The 25,021-nt window shown below is 41.3% G+C and carries 19 protein-coding genes and 1 tRNA gene; 1 reads left to right on the top strand and 19 read right to left on the bottom strand.

The window, feature by feature from the left end; genetic code table 11:
- Window positions 1–57 precede the first annotated feature (57 nt).
- Window positions 58–768, top strand: coding sequence for a S1 family peptidase (locus tag T356_RS0102140; RefSeq protein WP_026513075.1), 711 nt, complete (start codon window positions 58–60; stop codon window positions 766–768).
- Window positions 769–779: 11 nt separating this feature from the next.
- Here T356_RS0102140 and T356_RS0102135 read toward each other — a convergent pair whose 3' ends face one another.
- From T356_RS0102135 to T356_RS0102045, 19 genes are all read right to left on the bottom strand, one after another.
- Window positions 780–1,829, bottom strand: coding sequence for an NAD-dependent epimerase/dehydratase family protein (locus tag T356_RS0102135; RefSeq protein ID WP_035780202.1), 1,050 nt, complete (start codon window positions 1,827–1,829; stop codon window positions 780–782).
- Window positions 1,830–1,834: 5 nt separating this feature from the next.
- On the bottom strand, window positions 1,835–3,487 hold the full coding sequence (locus tag T356_RS0102130; RefSeq protein ID WP_026513073.1) for a nucleoside kinase: 1,653 nt from the start codon (window positions 3,485–3,487) through the stop codon (window positions 1,835–1,837).
- Between the two features lie 19 nt (window positions 3,488–3,506).
- Window positions 3,507–4,322 (bottom strand): class I SAM-dependent methyltransferase, encoded by an 816-nt coding sequence (locus T356_RS18070; RefSeq protein WP_051563090.1) that lies wholly within the window; start codon window positions 4,320–4,322, stop codon window positions 3,507–3,509.
- Complete coding sequence (gene rpoD / locus T356_RS0102120; RefSeq protein WP_026513072.1) at window positions 4,322–5,536, bottom strand: RNA polymerase sigma factor RpoD; 1,215 nt, start codon at window positions 5,534–5,536, stop codon at window positions 4,322–4,324. Before rpoD ends, T356_RS18070 begins: the two co-directional genes overlap by 1 nt.
- A 396-nt stretch (window positions 5,537–5,932) precedes the next feature.
- Window positions 5,933–7,711: a DNA primase gene (dnaG, locus tag T356_RS0102115; RefSeq protein WP_026513071.1), complete on the bottom strand. Its 1,779-nt coding sequence runs from the start codon at window positions 7,709–7,711 to the stop codon at window positions 5,933–5,935.
- Window positions 7,712–7,741: 30 nt separating this feature from the next.
- The gene (locus T356_RS0102110) at window positions 7,742–8,749 is read right to left on the bottom strand and encodes a deoxyguanosinetriphosphate triphosphohydrolase (protein WP_026513070.1); all 1,008 of its coding nucleotides are present in this window, start codon (window positions 8,747–8,749) and stop codon (window positions 7,742–7,744) included.
- Between the two features lie 117 nt (window positions 8,750–8,866).
- On the bottom strand, window positions 8,867–9,097 hold the full coding sequence (locus T356_RS18065) for a hypothetical protein (RefSeq protein ID WP_242846539.1): 231 nt from the start codon (window positions 9,095–9,097) through the stop codon (window positions 8,867–8,869).
- Window positions 9,098–9,179: 82 nt separating this feature from the next.
- Window positions 9,180–9,698, bottom strand: coding sequence for a DUF6465 family protein (locus T356_RS20065; RefSeq protein WP_155838947.1), 519 nt, complete (start codon window positions 9,696–9,698; stop codon window positions 9,180–9,182).
- 23 nt (window positions 9,699–9,721) lie between these two features.
- Window positions 9,722–10,186, bottom strand: coding sequence for a hypothetical protein (locus T356_RS0102095; RefSeq protein WP_026513069.1), 465 nt, complete (start codon window positions 10,184–10,186; stop codon window positions 9,722–9,724).
- A gap of 90 nt (window positions 10,187–10,276) precedes the next feature.
- Entirely contained in the window at window positions 10,277–11,200 is a 924-nt protein-coding gene (locus T356_RS0102090; RefSeq protein ID WP_026513068.1) for a hypothetical protein, read from the bottom strand.
- Window positions 11,201–11,449: 249 nt separating this feature from the next.
- Window positions 11,450–12,247 (bottom strand): hypothetical protein, encoded by a 798-nt coding sequence (locus T356_RS18055; protein WP_051563088.1) that lies wholly within the window; start codon window positions 12,245–12,247, stop codon window positions 11,450–11,452.
- Window positions 12,248–12,679 carry a hypothetical protein gene (locus T356_RS0102080; protein ID WP_026513067.1) on the bottom strand — a complete coding sequence of 144 codons (432 nt, stop codon included), beginning with the start codon at window positions 12,677–12,679 and terminating at the stop codon, window positions 12,248–12,250.
- Window positions 12,680–13,184: 505 nt separating this feature from the next.
- Window positions 13,185–13,269 (bottom strand) — tRNA-Leu (locus T356_RS0102075).
- Window positions 13,270–13,468: 199 nt separating this feature from the next.
- The gene (locus tag T356_RS0102070; protein WP_026513066.1) at window positions 13,469–15,472 is read right to left on the bottom strand and encodes a methyl-accepting chemotaxis protein; all 2,004 of its coding nucleotides are present in this window, start codon (window positions 15,470–15,472) and stop codon (window positions 13,469–13,471) included.
- A 149-nt stretch (window positions 15,473–15,621) separates the two neighbouring features.
- Entirely contained in the window at window positions 15,622–17,718 is a 2,097-nt protein-coding gene (locus T356_RS0102065) for a glycerophosphodiester phosphodiesterase family protein (RefSeq protein ID WP_026513065.1), read from the bottom strand.
- Window positions 17,715–21,035, bottom strand: coding sequence for an EAL domain-containing protein (locus T356_RS0102060; RefSeq protein ID WP_026513064.1), 3,321 nt, complete (start codon window positions 21,033–21,035; stop codon window positions 17,715–17,717). The genes T356_RS0102065 and T356_RS0102060 overlap by 4 nt, the downstream gene beginning before the upstream one ends.
- Complete coding sequence (locus T356_RS0102055; RefSeq protein WP_026513063.1) at window positions 21,032–22,915, bottom strand: LTA synthase family protein; 1,884 nt, start codon at window positions 22,913–22,915, stop codon at window positions 21,032–21,034. Before T356_RS0102055 ends, T356_RS0102060 begins: the two co-directional genes overlap by 4 nt.
- 205 nt (window positions 22,916–23,120) lie before the next feature.
- Entirely contained in the window at window positions 23,121–24,023 is a 903-nt protein-coding gene (locus T356_RS0102050; RefSeq protein ID WP_026513062.1) for a carbohydrate ABC transporter permease, read from the bottom strand.
- Window positions 24,024–24,035: 12 nt separating this feature from the next.
- Window positions 24,036–25,013 carry an ABC transporter permease gene (locus T356_RS0102045; protein ID WP_081777713.1) on the bottom strand — a complete coding sequence of 326 codons (978 nt, stop codon included), beginning with the start codon at window positions 25,011–25,013 and terminating at the stop codon, window positions 24,036–24,038.
- Between the last annotated feature and the right edge of the window lie 8 nt (window positions 25,014–25,021).

Below are 25,021 nucleotides of genomic sequence, written 5' to 3'. Positions count from 1 at the left end.
AGCTTTTTGTTATAATAATTTGGCTGCTTTACTTTATAAACAACAGAGGAATGAAAAATGTTGCAGAAAATAAAAAAAAATAAAAAAAATTTTTTTATTCTCATATCAGTACTTGTTCTACTCGTGGCAATCCCGCTGTTCATCAGGCTTTTCCACGATGACAGCAAACCTTTAAAAAGATATCTGACAGATGAGATTCCCGAAAAAGATGCAGACATAAATATCGCGATCGACGTTGTCTCCCCATCATCAACCAAGATAGAATCGGGTGATTACATGGGTAGTGGCAATATCTGGGCGATTACCGGAAAAAATATAAAGATTGTCACCGCATCTCACGTCGCCGCAGAAGATAATTGCACTATTACCTTCTTTGACGGCGCAACCTGTGAAGGCACGGTAACTTTCAGAGATGATGTAAAAGACATTGCTCTTATCGAAGTCGACCGCGCTTCAAATAATAGCGCAAACAAAAAAGACGTAGCCTCTTACAGAAGCGTACGTCCTTCAAAAGAGCTCCCCGATTGCGAGGAGCAGATATTCATAATAGATACCCTGACAAATACAGCCTCAATGGGAATCGTCGATACTCCCTCGGTATTTAATCCAATGATCGGTCACGACGTTATCTATTGCATGTGCGATGTCGAGGAAGGTATGTCAGGAAGCGGACTTTTTGATGCAACCGGAGAATATCACGGAATACTACTCCAAAAATCAGACGGAGCCTGCATCTGTCTGCCTGTCAGTGATTTTAACCTCCCATAAAAAGGCCGAAATCATAAGAACCGAAGCGTTCTCACAATTCCTTCATCGAGGCCAAAATAAGCTTTCCATCCGAGATTCTCAAGCTTCGCCGCATCAAGGACCGAGTTTTTCATGGGATTAAAGCTCTTTTTCTCCTCGTCCGTAGGAATCTCAAATACAACTTTAACGCCGCCAGCTTTGGCAAGACACTCAGCCACATCATGTATTGTCACAATTGAATCTTTGTTTGAGATATTATATGCTTCGCCACATTCTCCGTTTAATAACACGCTCAAAAGAGCCGATGCACAGTCAAGCATATAACAATACGATCTAAGCTGCTCGCCCTTACTCTTCATGATGATATCTCTTCCCGCAGCCGCATCAAGTGTAAATGCAGCAGATGCCCTGCTGTCTGTAGGATTTATCGTAGGCCCGTAGATATATCCCGGCCTTACAATAACGGCATCTACGCTATATTCATCGATATAGCTTGCACACAGGCTCTCAGCCGCCCTCTTTCCCGAAGGATAACATGATCTTGAACTAAGGATATCGACATATCCATATTCATCCTCCGCTATCTCGCCTCCGGCATCATAGGAAAAGCGCTCTCTGTTTCCGTAGACTTCACTCGATGAAACAAATAAAAGCCTGCTGCCCTTATTCTCAGCCGCAAGGTCCAGAAGAGCCTTAAGTCCTATTATATTGGACAAAAGAGTCTCAACAGGCTCTTTTAAGAATCTCCTGTTGTCCGCATTACTTGCTCCATGAATTATATAATCAGCAGTAACATCAAGCTTTTCTGCACTGTTCGCGTCATATTTAATAAACTTATAATTACCATCTTCAAGAGCACCTCTAAATCTGTCACTGCATCTTTGCTCATTTCTTCCGGCTAACACAAGCTCTATGCCCGCATCTTTTTCCCTGTTTAAAAGAGATATAATGTCAACCACAGGTGAACAGAGCATCCCTGTCGCACCTGTGATAAGAACTTTTTTCTTATAAAGTTTGTCTATTCCGGGAATGCTGCCGGCTACGAGCCTGACATCATCCCAATATTCCTTACAATATTTCATTATCGTCAAACCTTGAAGCAGCTTCCGCCCACAAATTCTCTGCAAATAGAGTTTCTCGGAAGCATTGAACTGTCCACACTTACAAAATAGTCAAGGAACTTAAGAAGTCTTTTTGCCTCATAATACTCGGGCTCCCCCTTTTCTATCGAGAAAAGAAGCGGCTCCGCAAACGGCTTTATTACCGCAAGTTCATATATCTGAGCCGAGTTAAACATCTCATCAGCCTCTTCCTGGAACGGGAAGATATTCTCTTCTTCACCCGCTCTGACTGAAGCCCACATGCTTATGGTCTTCTTTGCGGAAGCTCCTCTTGTCCTTGCATCTCTTACGATTCTTCTAAGAAGTCTTCCGTCTGTTGTAGGAATTCTGTTATGTGAATCGATGCTGAGCGTGGTAAGTGCGCTTATATAAATCTTAAACTTGGACTCTGCGGGAAGTGCATAAGACATCTTCTCGTTAAGTCCGTGAATACCCTCGATAACAAGAATATCGTTATCTCCGAGTTTAATGATATTGCCGTTCATCTCTCTTTTTCCCGTGATGAAATTAAACTCGGGAAGTTCAACTTCTTCTCCGCGCAAAAGAGCTGACATATCTTCATTAAACTTCTCAATATCCATAGCTCCGAGGCACTCGAAATTATAGCTTCCATCCTCGTTAAGAGGTGTCAGCTCTCTGTCTACAAAGTAATTGTCAAGGCTTATGGGATGCGGCACAAGTCCATAAGTTCTAAGCTGAATGGACAATCTGTTTGCAAAACTTGTCTTTCCCGATGAACTGGGGCCTGCTATCATAACAAACTTAACATCCTTGCGCTCCTGGATTTTCTGCGCGATCTCACCTATTCTTCTCTCCTGAAGAGATTCCTGAATAAGTATCATCTCATTGATCCTGCCCTCGCAGACGCGGTTGTTGAGGTCGCCGACATTGTCGATTCCCATCATTCTTCCCCACTCGCTCGCAAGCTTCATAGTATTAAAGAGCTTTTCTCTTGGCTCAGACATAACAAGTTTATCCGGATTCATCCTTGAAGGAAGTGTCAGCATGATGCCGTCGCCATGTCTTGAGATCTTGTAATGCTCAATATATGAAGTGTTCGGAAGCATATAACCGTAAAAATAGTCATAAAAATCCTCAAGCTTGTATATATTGATCTCAGAACTTCTTCTGTATTTCAAAAGGGCAACCTTGTCCGTCATTCCCATCTTTTTAAAGAGTTCTATCGCATCATCTATAGGATAAACACTCTTTGTGATAGGAATCTTCTTGTCGATAAGCTCCTGAAATCTGTCAGAGATCTTTTTTACAAGTTCATCCGTAACCTCTGCTCCGTGAAGTGTGCAATAATAGCTGTTCGAGATAAGAAATTCTATCTTTGCGGCAGAAGCCTCATCTTTTCCGGCAACATCCCTTATTGCCTTTACAAACATCATGACCGCAGTTCTTCTCATAGTCTTATGACCTATGTTATCCCCAAAAGTAAGGAAGGATACTTCCCCGTCCTTTTTTACTTCCTTCATAAGTTCTCTTATCTTTCCGTTAAAAAGAACCGCCGCGATCCTGTATTTACACTCCGATTGATACTCTTTTGCTATATCCTCGAATTTCGTGCCTTTTTTATATTCTTTTGCTACATTATTGATTGTTATTATAGGCATACCGCTCTCCTTTTAAAAATCACCGCATTGTCTTTAATGCAACATCCAAATCCGAAAGTTCGGTAACAATTTCCCTTACCCTGTCTGCGTGTCCCTCTTTATCAAGGCTCTTCAATATGGATTCGCATACTTTTTTGCCATGAAGCAGATACCTTTTCAAAGTCTCATCTCCATTAATAAGATTGCACTCTCCGTATCTGTTGCATATCCTAAGAAGCTGCTCTTCCCCGATATCCGCATCTGTCTTTTTGATAAGCTCAAAAGCTTTATCAAAAGCTTCTTCGCAGTAAGATTCTGAAAATGTCCCCTTTTCCAATCTTACCTTCATGGGAAAATAGAACTTTCCGTCTTCTTCAATTACCTTCTCATCTGTTATCACATATCCGCTGTCTCTTAGAAACTGTCTGAAATCGGCTATATCGGACTGAGGCTGCAAAACGGCCGTATTTATTCCAAGCTTTTTAGGGTTCCCCTCTTCAAGGATCCTTCTCATGAGATTTCCGCCCATGCCCGCGATCACAAGTGCATCGGCTTCTCCGGGTTCAAGCTCTTTTAATCCGTCCGAAAGTCTCGTCTCTATGATATCCGAGAGTCCGTATTCAGCCACATTTTCTTTTGCCCCGGAAAGCGGACCGCTTCTCACATCCATGGCAATGCAAGACTTCGCAATGCCATGCGTGACAAGATATATGGATACATATCCGTGGTCGCATCCGACATCAGCCGCTCTTAATTTCTCAGGGCCTCGAAGGAGCTCTGCTATCTTCCTCAAGCGGACGGACATCTTTAGCGCCACGTCATTATTTATGTCATTATTCTTATTAGTCATATTCATCAATCAAGATAATCCTTGAGCTTGCGGCTGCGGCTTGGATGACGAAGCTTTCTGAGTGCCTTTGCCTCAATCTGTCTGATACGCTCACGGGTTACGTTAAATTCCTTACCTACTTCTTCAAGAGTTCTTGCTCTTCCGTCATCAAGACCGAAACGGAGTCTTAATACCTTCTGCTCACGCTCTGTAAGAGTTCCGAGAACCTCAACAAGCTGTTCCTTCAAAAGTGTGAAAGCTGCTGCATCTGCAGGTACAGGTACGTTGTCGTCCTGAATGAAATCACCAAGATGGCTGTCTTCCTCTTCACCGATAGGTGTCTCAAGTGAAACAGGCTCCTGTGATATCTTAAGGATTTCTCTTACTCTCTCAACAGGCATGTTCATCTCTTTTGCAACTTCCTCAGGGATAGGCTCACGTCCGAGTTCCTGAAGGAGCTGACGGCTTACACGGATAAGCTTGTTGATAGTCTCAACCATATGTACAGGGATACGGATTGTTCTCGCCTGATCGGCAATAGCTCTTGTGATAGCCTGTCTGATCCACCATGTAGCATATGTCGAGAACTTAAATCCCTTACGGAAATCGAACTTCTCTACAGCTTTGATAAGTCCGAGGTTACCTTCCTGAATAAGATCAAGGAAAAGCATTCCTCTTCCCACATATCTCTTGGCGATACTTACAACAAGACGAAGGTTTGCTTCAGCAAGGCGCTTCTTCGCCTCATCTCCCTTATAGATAGCCATCTCGATCTCGTCAAGCTTGCTCTTTGAAAGCTTTGTTCCGTTCTCCTTGCTCTCTGCAAGTTCCTTTTCAGCTTCAAGTCCTGCTTCCATCTCTTTTGCAAGATTGATCTCCTGATCTGCCGTAAGAAGCGGAACCTTACCGATTTCCTTAAGGTACATTCTTACAGGATCTTCAATGCTGATTCCGTCGGGAACAGAGAGATCGATATTCTCCATATCAACCTCGTCCTCTTCGGAGAGCATCATGTCATCATCATCCGGGATGTCATCTTCGTCATTGTCAGAAACACGAAGGACATCGATTCCCGAATTCTCAAGAACTTCAAGCACATTGTCCATCTGATCTTCATTTAAGCTGAGCTCTGCGAAGAAATCGCTTATCTCTGAATACTCAAGAACATTTTTCTTCTTCTTTGCAAGAGAAAGAATTTCTTTTATCTTCTGAGTAAAAAGTTCTCTTGTAGCATCATCGATAACTTCACCCTTTCCATCCTTTGAAGCAGCCTTTTCATCAGCTTTCTTTCCGCCCTTTTTGGTAGTTTTGGCATCATCTGACTTCTTGGAAGCCTTCTTGGTCTCTGTAGCCTCCGCAGTCTTCTTTGCAGGCTTCTTGGCTGTCTCTTTTTCTTCTTCCTTCTTTGCAGATACCTTCTTTGCAGAAGCCTTTTCAGTTTCCTTTTTATCCGCATCCTTCTTGGCAGGTGCCTTTGCAGACAACTTCTTTGCGGGAGTCGCTGCCTTTAAAACCTTCTTTGTCTCTTTTTCTGTAGTATCCGTAACCTTCTTTGTCATATTGTTTTTCCTTTTCTGTTTTTATTGTATTTGCAAATATTCTGCGTAATGTCTGATAAAAATGCCATTTTCGGGCGATCAGTCATCGGGTGAGATATCGGCATGCGCCAGTTTCTCAAGATCTTTTTTGCCCTGTATTGTCTTTGTCAAAAACTCGGGATCGTCAGGTTTTAGTTCTCTCTTCTGCCGTTCGTATCCTGCGGATTTTACTCCGTAAATTATATCTCTGAACGCTTTTTTCCTCTGGTCCCTCGTTTCTATTTCGATGAGATTGGTATTGAACATCTCAGCGACTTTGCTGTGCTGTTCTTCATCTGTAAATCTATCCAAAATAGCCGCCGGTGAAAAATTACCGCGCTCCATTCCCTCAAAGAGCTCGTTCGCAACACTTCTGTAGAGCTCGTCGGTAAAGTCATCGGGAGCTACCCACTTCTTTACCTTAGGGAAAATAGCCGGTTCATCCGTAAGCCATGTAAGAAGAAGTCTCTGATTCTTCCTCGCGCCGTCTTCGGGAAGATTCTTTTTCTGAATTCCGCTCTTTGGTTTCTCCGCGGGTCTTACAATTCCGCCCTGCGAAGCGTAATGAGCGACAAGTCTTCTCAGATCGTCAACAGCTATATTGTACTTGGCTGCTACAGCCTCTATATAATTCTCTCTCTCGAGAGCTTCTTCAAACTCACATAATTTCTTGGCAAGAGCCCTGTGGAACTCAGTCTTTGACTCGGGATCTGACATATCATGTTTGGACTGCATGACTCTTACTTCGAAAAAGAACGTGTTCTCGGCATTTCGTATTCTCTCTTCGAAAGCTTCTTTTCCCTCATTCTTGATAAATTCATCTGGGTCTTTGTGTGGCCTAAGGTCAAGGACTTTGCCCTTGAGCCCCGCCGCCTTAAGAATTCCTATTCCACGAAGCGCCGCCTTCGTTCCAGCCTCGTCGCTGTCGTATGACAGTATGACTTCATCGGTATAGCGTTTAAGTATCATGGCCTGTCCCGCAGTAAATGCAGTACCGAGCGATGCAACAGCCATATTAAAGCCGGCCTGATGCATAGCTATAACGTCCATGTAACCCTCGCAGATTATCATGTAGCCCGCTCTGGCATTTTTGGCATAGTTAAGGCCGAACAGGTTTCTGCTCTTATCAAATATAAGTGTTTCAGGGGAATTTAGATATTTGGGCTTACCGTCGCCCATAACACGTCCGCCGAATCCTATTACCTTCTGCGACGCATCCTGAATCGGAAACATTACTCTGTTCCAGAACTTGTCATGTGTCCCCATCCTCTCATCATGAGAAGCAAGTCCCGCGTCAATTATCTGGCTGTCGTTATAACCAAGACTCTTTAAGTGTTTCACAAGATCGTTACTTGAGATATTGGCATAACCAAGCCCGAAATGCTGCATGGTCTCATCGGAAAGCTGTCTGTTCCTGAAGTACTCCATGCCTTTTTGTCCGCTCTTTCCGCGCAGCTGGTAGTAGTAATACTTTGCGGCTTCTTTATTGATATCAAGAAGAATCTGCCGCTTGTCTCTCATGGCTCTTGCTGCCGGCGAATTGTCTTCGTCGGGCAGTTTGACGCCCGCTCTCTCGGCAAGCTGCTTGATAGCCTCTTGAAAAGTTAAATTGTCATATTTCATCAAAAAAGTGATGACATTCCCGCCTGTTCCGCATCCGAAACAGTAAAACATCTGCTTATGCGGCGATACTGAGAACGAACCTGATTTCTCATTGTGAAAAGGGCATAGTCCGAAGTAATTCGAACCTTTTTTCTGCAAATGAACATACTGCCCGATCACATCCACAATATCGCTGCGGGAGCGCACCTCTTCTATTATTTCATCTGAGTAGCGCAATTTAGGTCTCCTGAATATTTTGTTTTTCTATTAAAGTACTGTCCATGAGCGCGGAACATATACTTCTTCAAAAACTGAAACTGCATATCTGTCCGTCATGGAACTCACATAATCACAGACAACTCTCTCTTTGGATTCACCTGCTGCCATCATTGCTTTAAGGTAATCCGGGAGTTTCTCCTCATGATCAAGATAATGATGATAGAGGATCTTTATCATAACTTCTACCTTTCCCTCCTGCCCCTTGGCCTCGGGATTGGTATACACTCTTTCAAACATGAACTTCCGCAGCTTCAAAAATGCGTCGTATATTTCCTCCGACATCATGATATCGTCCTTATCCATGCTTGTTGCGATTATGTCATGGATAAACGTATCAAGCCACTCTCCGTTGGTATGCCCTATAACCTTGGCAAGTTCCTCGGGAACGTCGCTCTCTTTCATGATTCCGCCACGGATCGCATCATCCATATCGTGATGCATATATGCGATCTTATCGGAAAGTCTTACAACCTTACCCTCAAGCGTTGAAGGCGTGAGATTAAGCTCATGATTGAGGATACCGTCTTTAACTTCACGCGTAAGATTAAGTCCCTGTCCGTAGTTCTCAAGCTTTTCAACTATCCTAAGGCTCTGCTCGTTGTGCCTGAATCCTCCGGGAACAACCGCATCAAGCGCTCTCTCACCGGCATGCCCGAAAGGAGTATGCCCAAGATCGTGCCCAAGCGCTATCGCCTCCGTAAGATCCTCATTAAGCATGAGAGCTTTGGAAATAGTCCTCGCATTCTGCGATACCTCAAGAGTATGCGTCATGCGGGTCCTGTAATGATCTCCGTCAGGCGCCAGAAAAACCTGTGTCTTATCTTTTAATCTTCTGAACGATTTGGAATAAAGAATCCTATCCCTGTCTCTTTGAAAGCAGGGTCTTATATCACAAGGTTTTTCAGCTTTTTCTCTACCTTTGGAATTCATGCTGAGTGTAGCATGTTTGCTTAAGATCTGTGTTTCTCTTTCTTCTAGTTGTTCACGAATTTTCAATTTTCGTCTTCTTTCTATTAGAATTTTTTGAGTTGCAAATCTTTTTGTAGGAAAATGAAACCCACATCTTTATTATTCGACGTGGGTTTCGTAAATCCTTTTTTATTTTTAAAAAAATTATTTTTGCAATGCAAAGCGTGCTTCATACTGTTCATTTATCCATTCAACAGCCTTTGTAAAGCCATCTTCGCTCACTTCAAAATTCTCACTTGTCATAAGTGACTTATCGGTCTTACCGTAAGAATACGGTTCAGGCCACACTGTAGCCATCAAAGTCGCCGGCCCTCTCTGGTCAACGGGAACAAACTTTACATTTTCAAGAGGTTCTCTTGCAAGTCTGTATCTCATTCCCTTATAACTCCCAAAATAAGCCTCACCGTATTCATAATGCATTAAATTAAAAAATTCTTTTCGCTCTATTGCCATGTTATCAAAACTCAACCTTACCTGTATCAGTATGATTTACCACATAATATGCAGCATTGTCTGAAGGCTTTATATATACCTGGATCTCTTTGATCGATGTAGCCTTATGCCCTTTGCTCACATAATCTTTTTTTGCCCTGTCGATTATATCCGCTGCCTTTATCTCATGATGGTTGTACTGAACAAATACTTCTTCCTTACATGTGGTCTTGGCCGCTTTTTCTTTTGCCTTGTTAAGATAGGGCTCTGCCTTTTCCTTGATATCCTTGATGTAAGGCTCTGCCTTGGTTTTTACATCCGAATATACAGGCGCAGCTTTACCTTTGATATCTTTTATGTACGGTTCGGCTTTTCCCTTGATATCTTTAAGATAGGGTTCTGCCTTCTGCGTGTACGGCTTGGCAGCTTCCTTGACATCTCTGATGATAGGTCCTGCAGCCTTTTTTGCTTCCTTTATAACAGGCTCAGTTGCCTTGGAAACTTCTCTTGCTATCTCTTTTATCTTCTCTTCTGTAGAATTCATACCCATAATGTCTCCCTTCGCAATTATCTAAACCCTTTCATAAGATTGGCCATAGGTCCCACCGCGGTCTGAAGATCGGTGATTGCCTTATTGAGCCCCTCAAAATCAATTTGAGATAAAGATGTAACCGCATCCGTAAGTTTTACGGAATTATTTGAAACCAATTCATTGAGATTGTTCGTCGCTGTCGTGATATCCTCCGTCATCGTATCGATATCATCAAGCGAACTTCCGGCCTTAACTGCGGCATTGTTGATATTTGTAAGCGTTGTCATCGCCTTCGGGACAACGATCAAACATGCTGTAAATACAGTCAAAAACACCCCCGCCAGACAACATGTCGCTATCCTTTGGAAAAAAAGTCTTTTCTTTGACAAATCTCGCATCTCGGCAAGAAGGCTCTCCGAAAGATTGCCTTGCATTGCAGTAGCCGTAACATTATCCGTAGCTTTTTCAGCCACAATATCCCCAACATTCTGCGGTTCCATATAACAGATCCCCCTTTCATATACTCGTAATACAAAATTGAAATCATTTTACATATATGATACCACTTAATCCTATAACTGTTACTCTTTTTATTTATTCTTGAATGTATAGCTGTTCTTTCTTATAAAGTTCCTTACGTCAGTTTTCTTAAGAAGTTCGGACTTTGTATCCTTATCGGGTGCTTTTGCGGAAATATATGCAAAGTCAGACTTCTTGTATATCTCCCACACCTCATCTATTGTCTTGCCTTCAAACTTGGTACCTTTGAAAAGACTCTTCCACATCTCTCCCCATTTATCCTTCTTGAAGTCCGACATACAGCAAACTTCAAAGAAATCGCGGATAATATCACGACTGGATGAAGATGTTTCCTTATCAAGCCATACCAAAAATCTTACAGAACTTTCGCGTGTCTTCTGAGTATTGGCATCGGGAAGAACCCAGTTCTTGTCATTGTATCTTCCGTCTTTGTATGCATAAATATATCTGCAATAATCTGCAAATACTTCCGAATATTTAGGGAACTCTAGATTATCCCTGACAAAACCGCCATGCACAATGTGCGCAAGCTCATGTGTAAGAACATCGAAATGATCATAGTGCTTGTCCAAATACTTATCATGAAGGTGAATCCTGTTCTTCTTTGAATTAGCCGAAGCAATTTCATAGCCTTCATTTTCAATCGCTATCGTAACATCTGTTGTAGCATTTTTATAATCTCCGAATCTCCTGTACATCTGAGGATATACTTCATAAAAAAGATTCTCTATATGATCGAACTGTTCAACATCTGTATATCCGTCCCACTTGGTAAGATCAATGGTAAGTGAATACTTTATACCATCAATTGTTTTGCTTGTCTTAAGCATCTTACCCGACTCATCAAGATCGCTCCTCTTCGCAAGCGCCGCTTTATTATCATCATTTGAATTCGCGTGAACATCAACAGGCGCAACTGTAGCCAAAACAAGAGCAAAAATCAATATCTTCGCTAAAAAACTTTTTTTCTTCATGTACTTCTCCTTGTGTCTAAAAAAATCTATTAGCGCTTAACCCGTGCATAAGAATAACATAATTTTTAACATATTTTAACTATTTCAAAAGGGAATTCGCAGAAAGTTCATATTTATCTAAATGATACTGCTTATTTCAATATGCTGTACTAATGTATTATCTTTATCACACGAGTCTCTATGTAAATGCGTTTTTTTGATTTTTACAATCAAGAATACCTACTCATCTGGACTACTCTCTTTTTCCATTCACAAAACTGCTTCAAGTTTCTTTTTTACAGTTTCAAAATCAAGCGGACTTTCTGCACATTCCGTAGATATAAGCAATGTATCACCTAGCACTAATCCGCTTTTCTCATATGCTATCAGCTTTTTAAGATTCTTAACCGCATAGTCAGGATCGTCAACACGCCCCAGATGCTCCCAATAAATTGTTTTATTCTTTCTTGCGCTATACAATGCAAAGTCCGGAAAGACATGTCTTTTATCCTTTAACACAAATTCCGGCTCATATACATACGGTACCTTCATGCTATATAAATAATCTGCAATAATCTTCTCTGATTTGGACCTGACCGCCTCCCCTTTAATTGTTTTATAAGCAACAGCCATTTCTACAGAGTTCTTTCCACCATTAAGCTTGTTGTACCATTCTTCAATTCTCATTTCTTCCGTAAGCTGTATCGGGCTTATCATCTCTTTTCTTCCGCGACACAGCCCCATGTATATTTTATCGATTATTTCAATATCATATCCTTTTATAAAAATCTCCATCCTCTTCATCAGCGATTTTAATTCACGCAAAAGCTTCTCGTCATAATCTCTCTGAAGCAGGAGGCGTATCACATCTTTCCTCTCAGATCTTATATACTCTCTTTTCTTGTCACATTTCTTGCGAAAATAGTATTGCGGAACACCGCGGCAGGATGTAACTAAAATTTTGCCACCTTCAAAGCCTTTATATCTCGCTTTCCTTTTCTCAAGAGTATTGATCATCCCTCGAATTTCATTAAATTGTTCAATTAACTCATTTTTGTAATCTATCATTTATACTTTTTCCTTTCTGAATTCTGTATGATGCTTATTATTTGTCTTTTTTTCTTTTCGTCTTTCTGTCTTTTTGTCTTTCTGTCTTTTTGTCTTTCTGTCTTTCTGCACCGTATATATCTTCTGCAACTCCTCTGTGCGGTGCTTATTTGCCTTTCCGCACCGTACATATCCTCCGCAGCTTTCCTGTGCGGTGCTCTTTCGCCTCTCTGCACCGTACATATCCTCCACAGCTTTCCTGTGCGGTGCTCTTTCGTCTTTTTGCACCACACACATTCTCTGCAGTTCTCCTGTGCGGTGCTCTTTCGCCTTTTTGCACCGTACACATCGTCCGCAGCTTTCCTGTGCGGTGCTTATTTGCCTTTTTGCACCGTACACATCCTCCACAGCTCCTCTGTGCGGTGCTCTTTCGTCTTTTTGCACCACACACATTCTCTGCAGCTCCTCTGTACAGTCCTCCCTACAAACATTCCCAAGGCCATCCCTATTCACTCAACAATAAATCCCAAAAATCATTGTAATAATTTGGCGAACGCCAACTGAAAAGCAAGAATAAAGAGTCGCTCGCGACTCTTTGTATAGTATGTCGTCGTGCATACTTCATCAAAAAATACACGCATACCATTCACATACATATAGAGCACATTTATCAACATAAAAATGTATCACAATTATCAATAAAAAACAAATTTTAAATTTGCATTCTGAATTAAATCTCTTTACTACCCGCGAAGCCAATGGGCCTTTGAGCAGAGCACTTAGCAAGTGCAAGCCTCAGGCGCAGCACGAGCTTAGTGCGAGCCATTGGTGAACACTTGACGAGCGGTACGCGAGTTTAGTGTGAATCCCAGAACCCAAGCAGCGAAGCTGCTTGGTGAGAGTCCCCTTCCGCGCAAAATAAAAGGACCAACTCTTTTGAGTTGATCCTTTTATTTCGTGCGGAAGATGGGACTTGAACCCACACGACATAAACAGTCACAAGATCCTTAGTCTTGCTCGTCTGCCAATTCCGACACTTCCGCATTCCGTCGTCGTTTCTCTCGCGGCGACTTGTTTATAATAGCAAAGTATGTGGGGTTCGTCAACACCCATTTTGAATTTTTTTCAAAAAAATTTTCGGGGAAGCCTTTACTCATACGTTTCCCCGAAAATTCTCATCTTAAATGCCTCTAAACATCGCCTCTTTCACCAAGACATCACACTAAAATACCGGTCCTATCATCACCCGATCTTAAATGTATTTACAAAGTCGCCTATCTGGCCGGCTGAATCCGCAACAGTCTGAGCCGACTGATCAACGTCTTTGCTTTCACTTGCGACCTGAAGAGCCGAATCAACCACAGCCTCGACTGTATCGGTTACTTCAATGGTACTTGCAGACTGCTCTTCTGAGATAGCAGCAACAGAAGATGCGATATCATTAACCTCATTCATCTTCGTGATCATATCATTCATGATACTTCCTGTCTCGTTTAGATCGCGGAAGATAACACCGAATGTTTCCTCTGCTGTAGTAACTGCTTCTGTTCCGTGTGTGATCTCATCCATATTTGTCATCGCCTTCTCTGACAGATTCTTTATCTGCTCAGTGATATCGGCAATGATCTCAGAAATATCTTTTGTAGCATTTGAGCTCTCATTTGCAAGATTACCGATCTCATCAGCGACAACCGCAAATCCTTTACCTGCTTCACCCGCTCTTGCAGCCTCAATTGAAGCATTAAGTGACAACAGGTTTGTCTGCGAAGAAATTGAATTGATCATTCCGACAATGGAATTAATCTTCTGCGCCGACTCATCAACTCTAAGAACCACATCATTCATATCAGACATGGAATCCGCAACTATCGACATGCTGGACTTAAGATTCTCCATATCGCTCTGCCCCTTATCAGCCTGCTTAAGCAGATCTTCCATAGTCTGACTTGTGGAATTACCCTTTTCTGTAAGGTCCGCAACAGCCTGTGCGAGCGTAGTCGCATTCTCTGCAAGTTCATTGACAGAATTGGATATGCCTCCCATGGTATCTCTTATCTGTTCCATGGATTTACTCTGCTCTTCTGCTTCACGATAAAGATTACCCGAAGCATCCTGGCTAGACTTTGCCTCATCAGAAAGCTTGTGAGTAACAGTCTGCATTTGCCCCAGAGTCTTTCTCATACTCTCAACATATTCATTCATGCAGCGGTTCATTACGCCTATCTCATCATTACCGCTACAATCTATCTCAACAGAAAAATCTCCCTTGGTAATATTGTCAATATTATCAATAAGCGCAGATACAGGTGCTGAAATGAACTTCTTGGTAAGAGTAAGCATTACCACTCCGATCAGTACTATAAGCACAATCGTTACAACAAAGCAGATAATCTGAAAAGCATTCATGTCCTTTAAAACTTCACCTTTATCCACAACCGAGACCATTGTCCACGGTGTTCCGGCAACAGCAGATGTCGCAACATAATAAGTCTTTCCATAAGCCTTCACTTCATAAACGCCGGAATCCGCACTAAGATGTGTTTTTATCCCATTAAGAAGCTCATCATCAGAATGTGCCGATATCGTGCTTCCGTTATATTCAGGTTGATCGCCTGAAAGAATGAAATCATTATAGAAAAGCATTGAAGTTCCCAATCCAAGCGGTTTGTACTGCGAAACTTCCTCAACTATAGAATTAAGCTCAAGATCTGCCGCAAACACACCTTTATTGCCATTTGAAAGAGTTACTTCTCTTGATGCGGTAACAACTATGCCACCTGTACTTTCATCGACATAAGGATCGCCAATTACAAACTCTTCATGACCAAGGGCCTGCTTATACCAATCCCTCTCGGTTATTACATAGTCCGCATCAGGTTCCCATCCGGACGGATCCATCCATGTTCCGTTCTCCATTCCACCATAAAGACCGTTGGGCGCCATATCGGTAAGATCAAGAGTTCTTTCAAGAGCTTTTTCTATATCTGCTTTATCTTTAAGCCCAAGACTGTTTATAGTCTTAATATTCTGGTCGAAAGCATACAATATATTTGACATCTTGACGCCGACATTTGCAGCGTTTTTGCCCGAATCACTTTCAAGGGATGATGTTGCCAGATTGATTATTATCCCCCTCGCCTGTGCGCTGAGAAAAACAATAACAAAAACAATCGATACCGTGACCATCGGTATTAAAATACTGAGAAGTTTTGCACCTATGGTTGTCTTTCCTGCTTTCTTTTTCATATTTCGAAATGCCTCCTAAAGTAAAAAATAATCTGTTATCCGAAATCAACAATTTCAAGAAAACACAAAAAACACGTAATATAATATATCATGTCGTATATATTATATTACATGTTTACATAAAATAAATATCAAAATCTCAATAGAATTTATTGAAAATAATCAGAATAAAAGCCCTTAACCCCAAGCGCCCCAAAACGCTCCCTCTCTTTTTCATCATTGATGGTATGAACAAAGAGCGGCACTCCCGTTTCATTCACTTTAGAAACAAAACCCGCATCATCCACCCAGACATCAGGCATTGTAAGCGCGACAAGCTCCATATTGCGGCAGGCACCTAAAATAGCCGCGAGCTCTCTTTCATCCTCATCCGCAGCATACAAAGTGTAAATAACATACGGAAATCCCAGATTTTTCACGATATCATATTCCTCATCATGATATATCTGGATAATAAAGCGATTCATCAGATCAGGTGCACACTTTTTAAGCACCTCAAACTTATCTGTGCCGCTCCAAAGCGCATCTTTCATATCGGTAACGATATACAGGTCTGTATGTTCCCGCATAAAATCAATAAGTCCGTATATATCAAGAGGAGTCAGACAGTCGTAGACCTTTGAATTCATAAACTCTTCATGTGTAGGCGCATTTGCAAAAGGAAATCCCAAAGCCCACTCTCCGTCGGCATTGTGCGCACACACCGGATATCCGTCAGTCGTGAACATAAAATCCATCTCAATCACTCTCCTGCCGGCTTCATATGCATTCTCCAATGCTTCCGAACTATTTGTGTAAAAGAGCTCCTTCCCGTCACCCGTGACATAACGCCCTGCCGCATGAATGATAAGCTGCTCTTTGCAAAGTAGCGTACGCATCCCCGAAACATCACTTACTTCATGCATAAGCCGTACGCTTTCATACCTGCCTTTATCCTCATCCGAAATATCAATATCAAAAGGATTAAACCCGTCAATTGCCATAACAAACCAAGCTGCCGGTGCTATATGCGGGCTGTTATCATATACCCATGCGGCGCCGTTAAACAGCTCCATCCCCGTGTTTATGCTGTCTCCCGAACACGCCGGAATGCGCCCGTCAACCTTCTGAATTGAACATAAGGCATCCATAGCCTCATAAACATCTTTTTTCTTTCCGCATTCCAGATAATAAAGCGCAGTAAAAGCCGTTCCCTCTGCCCAGAATCCGCCTGCTGCCTCATCAAGACAAAATGCATATCCTTTGTCGGAAGTCTTCATTTTCCTGATATTCTTCCTAACGCGGCCGTTTTTGCCGGCGTCATCAACCGCAAGCGCCGTCCACACCTGCGCATCAAGAACCACAGACTCGGTATTGGGCGTCACACCGTCAGATGAAGTCCCTGTATAGTAATATCCTTTTTTCGCATCATACATGCTCTTTATAAAACTCAAAGCGCTCTGTGAAGCCTCATGATATCTCTCATCTCCCGTTATCTCATAGAGTGCTTCAAATGCAACCATGCAATCCACATTGTGTTCAAGAGACTTATAGCTAAGCACCTGCCCCTTTGATGCATCACTCTCAGGCCATCCGTTTATTCCCGCAATATATCCGGGATTTTCATCCGCACAATTATCAAGTACCCATTCCATAAGGGCTGCAGCCGTTTTGACATAAAGATATGTGTCCTCTTCCTCTCCGTATAATTTGTCATACCAAAGAAGTGCCAGCGAAACCCACGCAAGATTTCCGCTGCTGCTTCCGACAAGCGACGGATCTTCAATCCACATATCGCGCTCAGTATCATAATATCCGGGGAGCCTCACACTTCCGTACACATCTCCCTTGATATTTCCCGCAACATAAGCGTTTCGCACTCTCTGCACATCACCTCTGTCATTAATGGCAGCATATACAAAAGCATCAAGAATCCCCGATGCAGATTCTTTATCTCCATCTGCCATAAATGCAAGCGCACACAGAGCATTGTCGTACGAATAGGCAACATCTTTCCGGCCCTGCTCTTCTGAATCATAAGAAGCAAGCAAAAAGAGCCCTTTCTCATCACCCGAATTCTCTGACATGTCATTAATCGCGGATTTAAGGGAAACAAGCGCAAGCCCTTTCTCTTTTCCGTATTTCTCCGTCAGTTCTATAGAATTCTGATAATACACAGAATAGGCAACACAAAGGACTGCCAGCAGAAAGCTGGCAGCCATAAATATCATGATTGCTAAAGGCTTCTTTTTAAGCTTTTCTTTCACTCAATCCCCACTTTTCTTCTCACATACTGTCTTATATCGGTTAAGTCATGCAAAAAACCTTTTCCTTCAGCCTGCTCATTTTCAAATGCTTCTTCAATAGTTTCACCCTGTCCACCGGTTATTCCTCTGAAATCAACCTTGTCACTTGACTTTATAATTCTTTCAAGTTCGCTGACTTCCATAGGCTTGTAGTAGAAGAATCCCTGAGCGTACTTGCAGCCAAAATTCTTAAGATATTTATCGTGTTCTTCAGTCTCAACCGTCTTAACAACAAGCGGAATATCCATAACTTCCACACAGTTCGCAACTGTACGAAGTATCAAAGCAGCCTTTGTTATATGTCCTTCTTCATCATTCAGAACTTTCATATTGAATGTGATAATATCGGGCTGTATAGCCTGAAGCATTATCATAGATGAATATCCGCTTCCAAAACCGTCTATTATAAGCGGGAATCCGTCATCCGAAAGCTCTTTGATCATGTCAAGGACATCTTTATCAACATCGTTATATGTTTTATCGGAAATCTCGATCATTACCTTGTTATGCGGAACACCGTACTTTTCGCAAAGATCCTCAAGTGTCTTCTTTACATCTATTGCAAAAAGATCCGAACGGGTTATGTTGATCGATATCGGAATACTCTCGTTTCCTTCTTTAATTCTTTTACCCTGCCATGCTATAACCTTTTCCCATATAAGCTGATCGACGATAAGTGTAAGACCTGATTTCTCAAGCACGGGAATAAACTCACCGGGACTTACAAATCCGCGCTCTCTGTGTTTCCAACGAACAAGCGCCTCTCCACCTACGATCTTTCCGGTATTTATATCGCATCTGGGCTGTACAAAGAATGTAAACTCATCATTATCTATACCTCTACGGACATCCCTAAGCATCTTAACTTCAGCATCGAGCTTCTTATCCATATCAGAGTTGTAATGGACAGAACGCTCTTTGAGATTTCCTCTAAGACCGTCAAGTGCAATAAGTGCTCTGTCATACATTGTCTCAATGGCAAGACTTGGATCGTTTATCTCATAAACACTTATAAGCGGGAAAAATCCCATAAACTTCGGATCAGTCTTAACATGTTCAGACATCTCATTCTGCACCTGATTCAAAAGAGCATCTCCGTTTGGCACGATGCAGATAAAGTTTCCGCCGGAGATATGTCCGGGAACGCCACCGAACTTATCAATTATGCTCGCAAGTTTATCACCTATTCTGTCAGCATATTCTTCTCCCACATCATGTCCGTACCAAAGGTTGAGCACGTGGAAGTTGTCAATCTCAACTGCATAGAGATAAAGTGCCTTATCAACATTTTCATCGATGAATCGTCTTCCTTCTTTAAAGAAAACAGAAGCATTTAAACATTTCAGCATATTATCGTACTCCCTTCGTACCAAAATTCCGCCTTTCTTTCGCTGGAACAACTGCGGTGTCATGAAGAACGGAGCAAATGCTATCAGAAACAGCTCTGATATACAAGCAACCTCTGCGCTTCCGAGTCGCGGTGAATACAGATATATATGAATTATTCTCTCGACACAGAATACAAATACAACTAAAACGCCTTTATTTTTCAGGAAGTATTTGTAAATGAATCTGAGTCCTTCTTTAAATGAATATACCAGCGTACTTACTGATGTAGCCGGGAAAGCATGCTCTTTTCCGGTTATCACATTAAGGAAATACTTTACAGCTCCCGCACCTGCAGGGAATGTACATCCTGAGAATGTGAAAAACATCAAAAAGCTCTCCGAAATCCTAAATAGATATTCTTTCTTTATTTGCCTTCCGAGTAATATAGTCCTGAGTGACGGAAGTACAATAAATACTATGCAGCAGATGGCATAACCCCAGAACATCAGGTCAAGCATGCCGCTTATTGTAATGATAACAATATACGGAAGGAGCAATGCGTTGTTTATCCTTGCTATGAAATAGATGATCATGTAAAAAGCGTCATACCATCTGGTCTTGCCCCACTCCATTGTTCCGCTTAAGAACATCTCGATCAGCCCGTATGTATATCTATATTCCTTCATGGCATCTTCTGAATATGTTCTTGAAGCATACTCCGTAAATTCAAGTCCGTGAACCTGTGCATACTTGCCGTGCCAGCCTCTTGCATAGAGCCTTATCGCAAGATCGAAATCTTCGGAAACTCTGTGTTCATGCCAGTAGCCAAGCTTAGCAAGCGCTTCTCTTCTGATAAACACATTATGTCCTACAAGCGGGACAAATATTCCCTTGAGAGCCATACACGGAAAGACATTCTGATTATTATTATTAACCTGTCTTCCTGAGAGTCTTGCAAAGAAGTTTTCTTCCATGTTTGACGCTTTTGTTGCGCACTGTACGTATGCAAGCTTATCATCTCTTGTAAACTCAGGTACTATCGCGCTGATTATTTCAGGATGAAGTCCGGAATCCTTGTCTATAAGAAGTATTATCGAATTTGTATGGATATTGCCCTCAGCATGTCCGCCTTCAAACTCGCAACCTTCACCTACAAGCTCATCAACTGTATGACCTTCATCAACCCTGCCTCCGATCCTGAGCGTATAATTAAGATTGGATGATTTTTTAAATATTCCGGGTCTGTTATAAGGAGGCCTTACAACAAAGCTCACATTGGTCTTCCTATAGAAGTAAACTCTCTCTATAACTCTGTATACATCAGATTCAACCTCAATTCCGGCAACTGTTCCGCACTTGGAATATTCTTCAATTTTATCTTCAAGAGAAGAAATCGGTCCCACATCCTTAAGAAGTACCCCTATTCCGTCATCGGAAACAATAACATTACATTTTTTACCGGTCTGTTTTGTATAATCCTCAGCTGCAAGCTTACTTCTGTAGACAGTTTCAAATATAACTCCGTTCTCCTCCATGTATACGGGAATGGAGATAGTAACATCCGGAAGCTTATCCTTGTCGTAATCAAGCCACAGTGTATTCATATAAAAATCATTGTTTATCTTTTGCTTTCCGTTAAGTATCTTTACAACCGGAGGAAGTACAGAAAAGATAAAGTCAACGAAGAACACCGTAGCATGCGTAAATGCAATAAATGACCATGTATAAAACAACCAGAACAGCACACTGCTCATTGCTTCTACTTTGTTAAGCGCATATCTGAGCACGATCACATGCAGCCATATATTCAAAATAAATGAGAGAATATATAAACAGATACCTATGCTCTTAAAGAAGCGCATTTCTCCCTTTTGGATAACTTTCTTTTCTTCCGATTCATCCACTTTGGAAACATTATTAAATTCATCAATCGTCATTTTTCTAATCATCGCGGCACCATAAACAGATCCGGGATATTTCCCTGTCTGTCGCCGATATTGTTGTATTCCATATAGAAATATCCGGTAACATCAATCGGCGCTTCATCATACAAGTGTACAGTTCCTTCTGAGTCCATGTATTTCATGCCCGATCCGAGCACGGGATACTCTGGCGCTATCTGGGTCATATACTGATAATAAGCAGGTCGCGGGAGCTCAAGCTCCTTTAAAAGCTCAGGGACTATAAAATTGGTACTAATAGTTCCTATATTGTCAATCCATGAATACGAATTGGTTTCAAAATTACTCCACATCAAAAACGGTGTTCGTCTTAAGTTATATTCTTTTATATCGGATGCCATATCCATATCCATTACATCGCCTGCAAAGGAAGGACAATGATCTCCTAGCATACATATAACCACAGGTCTTTCAACGTTTTTGTAGTATTGAATGAGATCATAAAACGCTTTGTCTGAAGTCTGCATACATGACAAAAATTCGTTTAAAGCGGATGTTGCTCCGCCATAATCCTTAAGTGAATGAATTATATCTTCATTTTCCGGATTCTGATCCCAGCTTCCATGATTCTGAATTGTCAAAAGATACATAAATTGCGGTTTGTATTCATCCTTTGTCTGCTGTGCAACGGATTCTTCATATTTTTTTATCATATTGTCATATAATGACTTGTCCGTGGCATAAACTCTGTCCGCATAGTACTCAAGGTCCTTAAAGCTTTCCTCAAAATAAATATTGTCAAAACCAAGTTCTTCATAGCCTCTGTATCTGGAATAATTGGAACCCGATTCCGAATGCATTGCTGTCGTCTCATATCCAAGCTCATTTAAGATAGAAACAATACTGAGGCCATCGCTCATATCCATAACATTAAACGGAGCAAAATTATTGATCAGCTTATTGGAATTACCTGTAAGGAGCTCATATTCAGTGGCATTTGTTCCGCCTCCTACGTTTGGAACAACCACATAACCTTTTTTGATATCCTCCATATTTGAAATGTAAGGCAGGTATTCCGTATCCGTCTCAAGGTCTGTAACAACATTAAAATCATAAAACGTTTCATTAAGGATCATTATTATGTCAGGCCGTTCATCTGTATACCAGGTCGAAATATTCAGCGTTGGAATATCTGCAACCTCATAACCGTCTGGTTTCTCCACAACATTATGCAAATTCTGAAATGACTCAAGACTGCAAAGCGCATATCCATATGTGGGATAAACCTCGCGCCATGACCATGCCAGTATGCTCTCCGGCTTTTTTGAAGCAGGTGAAAGAAGAAACATATCAAATATTCCAAAAGCAATGATCGCATATATAAGTCTCTTCCAAAGTGTCTCTCCCCACGTTGAATTATCTTCCTTGCAAAGAATATATTTTCCCGCCAACAAGAATAATCCGAAAAAGAATAATCCCAATATTTTTAATACTGTCGCATCAAGGGTGAATGAAGTTCCTCTGATAACATTAAGTGCCGTTCCGAAATTCTGTAATTCCTGAAATGAAAGTGGCAATCCGTGTAAAAGAACAACATAATGATTGGCTATCGCAATAACCGCAGAAATAGAGATGGAAATAACTCCGCAAAGATAATCATTTCCGATAATCAGATACAATATTGCTATGAATAAAGCAAAAATTATGAAATTAAGGAAAAAAGCTCCGCTAATAAAAGAAACAGGAAGCACTCCTTTGAACAGAGTTACATTCCCGGTTTCGATAATCCAAAAGCACAGATAAACATGCAGCATGGATACCATAGCACGAACTATTTTTCCCCAGCTCATCTCAACAAGTCGTTTTAAGTCAAAAGATGCATTGCGCACCTTTCTCTTTGCAATTAAGCTTATATCTCTAGAAGTCAATAGGCAATCCTCCATACTGATATAAACAACGGCTTCCAATTACTTTTTATTTATCGGCGTGAGTTAAAAAAGACTTTAGTCAAATTTTTTGTATCAACATTATATTACATATCAGCCTACTAGGGGGATGAAAAAACAATAAAAAAAGAATGCCCCAAGGATAACATTTCCCTAGGGCATCTATAAAAAAATATTATATTTTACATTATTCCTTGACACCACCAAGTGTAAGTCCACTTACAAAGTACTGCTGCAAGAAAGGATAGATACAAATGATCGGAAGCATCGTAACTATAGTAGCAGCCGCACGTATCGAAGTAGGTGTAATGGAGCTTGTAGAGTTCTTCATTGACTGAGCCGATGTACTCTGGCTTGTTACAGAAGCAAGAAGTTTCATAAGCTCATACTGAAGAGTTGTGAGCTTATCACTCATTCTGTTGTAAAGCATTACATCAAACCATGAGTTCCACTGATATACAGCCACAAAAAGAGCTACAGTAGCATAAACAGGCTTACAGAGCGGTGAAATGATATTAAGGAATATCGTTGTATATCCTGCACCGTCAAGCTGTGCCGATTCCTCAAAACTGTTAGGAATACCGTTCATATATGTTCTTATAACGAGCATGTTGAACGCCGATACCATTCCGGGGATAACATATACCCAGAATGTATTTGTAAGATGAAGTCCCTTGTACAAAAGGAAAATAGGGATCATTCCACCGTTAACATACATTGTTATAACCCAGAACAATGAAAGCTGTTTTGCAAAAATGAAATTCTTACGGCTTACAATAAATGCAAGTATTGCGCAGGCAATAAGCGAAAGTGCCGTTCCTACCACGGTTCTTGCAACTGAAATGTAAGCACCTACAAGAAGATCGTCTTTGTTAAATACTGTGATATAGTTCTTGATACTGAACTTTCTGGGAAGAAGATAAATACCTCCTCTAAGTGCATCAAGACCGTCATTAAATGAAATTGCAAGCGTATTCAAAACAGGGTATAGCGTAACAATTACAAACGCTGCCATGAATATCGAATTAAATGTATAGAAAGCAATATCTGCTTTAGACAGCTTTCTTTTTTTATTATTAGTATTACTCATCGCGATTCCCCCTTAGAACAATCTCTCTTCGCCGTGACGCTTGGCGACTTCATTACATATCAAGATCAGAACAATACTGACTGCACTCTTAAATATACCCGCAGCCGTTCCAAGTGAGTAATCCATCTGGCTGATACCCCATTTAAGAACATAGATATCAATTGTCTGAGATACCTGCTGAACAAGACCGTTACCCAAGAGATACTGAATCTCAAATCCTGCGTTGAGGACATTACCAACATTCATGATAAGAAGAATGATGATAGTCGACTTGATTCCGGGAATAGTAACAAATCTGATCTTATCCCATCTTCCCGCTCCATCGATAGCAGCTGCTTCATACAAAGCAGGATCGATAGCTGTTATTGCCGACAAATATATAATTGCATTCCAACCTGTTTCCTTCCAAACATTGGCAAAGGCAACGATCGGCCAGAAATACTTTTCATGTGCAAAGAAGTTAATGGGCTGAGAAACTAAATGGAATTTAGTAAGAAGCTCATTAACAATACCCGCTCCTGAAAGAGCATCATGGAGAATACCTGTAACAATGATCCATGACAGGAAGTGCGGCAAATAAGAAACAGTCTGAACAAACTTTTTCTTGCGCATTCCCTGAATCTCATTCAAGAGAATAGCAAACAAAATTGCCATAATTGTTGTAGCAACAAGGTTAATAACACCCATTGCAAGCGTGTTTCTGATTACTCTAAGATATGTAGCATCGGAAAAAAGAGCTCTAAATTTCTCCAATCCGATCCATTTTGAATGTAAGATTCCATCCTTAGGCTTATACTGCTGGAATCCCATAAGCCACCCTACAAGAGGTGCATAACAAAACAGGATACCGTATGCAAAAAAGAATAAAGACCATACGATAAGAACCCACTGTCTTTTAAATTCTTTAACTAAATGAGCTTTCTGTGCACTTTTAATATCCACTTCCACTACCTGTTCACTTGAAAGCTTTTCTTTATCCAGTTGAGCCATAAAACCAC

It is taken from the genome of Butyrivibrio sp. LB2008, from assembly GCF_000621565.1.
In the GTDB taxonomy this organism is placed as follows: domain Bacteria; phylum Bacillota; class Clostridia; order Lachnospirales; family Lachnospiraceae; genus Butyrivibrio.
This window is presented reverse-complemented; position numbering and strand designations above follow the sequence as displayed.